General features: G+C 35.4%; 1 protein-coding gene. It reads right to left on the reverse strand.

Features of this window, described 5'->3' with window-relative positions; translation table 11 throughout:
- On the reverse strand, positions 1-1,984 hold a 1,984-nt coding region (locus ACP6PM_RS34985), incomplete at both ends, for a tetratricopeptide repeat protein (protein WP_426591476.1).

Below are 1,984 nucleotides of genomic sequence, written 5' to 3' on the forward strand. Positions count from 1 at the left end.
AAAATATGTTCCCTAAACCGTTATATGGTTCAGCATAATTTGGTTGAAGTTCAATAGCTTTTTGATAATGTTTAATAGCTGCATCAATTTCCTGTTTATCCTGAAGTGCAACAGCTAAATTATTATGAGTTTGAGCATAATTAAGATTAACTTTTAATGACTCTTGATAATAAGCGATCGCCCGCTCTATTTCACCTGCTTGATAAGCACATAAACCCAAAAGTCCTAAAGCTCGAAAATTCTGGGGCTGCTTTTGAATAATATTTTGACAAATATTTGCTGTTTCTTGAAAGTTTCCCGACTTGTATTCTGCCAAAGCTTGTTTGATCTGAGCGGCGGTAAATTTTGTCTCCCTAATTTTTGGCATTTGCTCCGCAGAATAATTATGCACTAGGTATTTTTTTAAACTTTCCTCAACTTGCTCAAATACACCATCCCAATCTCCAATGTTTGCCTGTCTAAATAATCGAGCTGTGGGATACCAAGGACTATCATTTCTATCTAACATCCAGCGCCAGTCAGACACAAAAGGTAATAAAATCCAGACTGGTTTTCCCAATGCTCCTGCCAAATGCGCCACTGCTGTATCTATACTAATTACTAAATCTAATTGTTTTATTGCTGCTGCCGTATCAGCTAAATTCTTAAAAGATGAACCTAAATTATGTATTTGAGTTTGAGAGTTCAGCCATTCTAAATCCGCTGGCAATACTTCCTTTTGCAAAATATAAAAATTAGTTTTACCTATACTGAGAATTTCCTGTAAATATTCAACTGGGCAAGAGCGTTTTTGGCTAGTGTTAATGTTACTGTTTGTTTGCCAACATATGCCGATTTTGAGATTTTTTTCAGGAGCAGGTGGGATGGCAAAATTGGTTAACTTTGGTACAGATAAGTAAGGAATTTCAGCAGGTATAGTTTCTAGAGTAGTCTGGAAAATTCGAGGTAGACTCATCAATGGAATTTGCAGGTGAAAATCTGGTAAATTTTCACCTCTAATCAATAATTTATCAATTCCTGAAACAGTCGTAAATAATAACTTCAAACCAGCTTGATGAAGTTCAACAATTACACGCCCTTCTAATTTTTTCACTAGAGGAATATAGCGGATAAATTGAATGGAATCTCCTAAACCTTGTTCAGTATAAACTAACAAAGTTTTACCCTGAAAATTTGAGCCATCCCACAAAGGTTGAGAGAAATTACGAGAGGTAAAATCTTTCTTTTGCCAGCGCCATTCATATTCATAAAACCCTTGAATAAAATTTCCCTGTTTGAGCAAGATACTTGCCAGACCAAAGCGAGCATTTGCATGATTTTTATCTAATTTCAGGGCTTGTTCATAATATTGTCGAGATTCTGTAAGTTTTCCTAACTCTAAAAATATTTTCCCTAAACCGTTATACGGTTCAACATAATTTTGCTTAAGTTCAAGGGCTTTTTGATAATGTTTAATGCCTGCTTCAAATTGCTGGTTATCCTTAAGTGCCAAACCCAAATTACTATGAATTTCGGGATTATTTGGATTCAGTTTCACTGCTTGAGCAAGGTAGGAAACTGCTTCTTTTGGTTGCCCCTCTAAACCAGTAATAACTCCTAATAAATGTAGCAACCGCCAATTTTCTGTATCTCTTTCTAAGATTTGATGGCAGATTTTTTTCGCTAATTTTAAATTTCCTTTTTGATAATTCTTTACTGCGGAGTTAAAAAGATTTTCTGGAGATTCTTGAAATTGAATTAGTGCTTGTTTTATCTCAACAAATACACCATCCCAATCTCCAATGTTTGCCTGTCTAAATAATCGAGCTGTGGGATACCAAGGACTATCATTTCTATCTAACATCCAGCGCCAGTCAGACACAAAAGGTAATAAAATCCAGACTGGTTTTCCCAATGCTCCTGCCAAATGCGCCACTGCTGTATCTATACTAATTACTAAATCTAATTGTTTTATTGCTGCTGCCGTATCAGCTAAATTCTTAAA

Source organism: Dapis brunnea BLCC-M229 (genome assembly GCF_050015995.1).
Classification (GTDB): domain Bacteria; phylum Cyanobacteriota; class Cyanobacteriia; order Cyanobacteriales; family Microcoleaceae; genus Trichodesmium.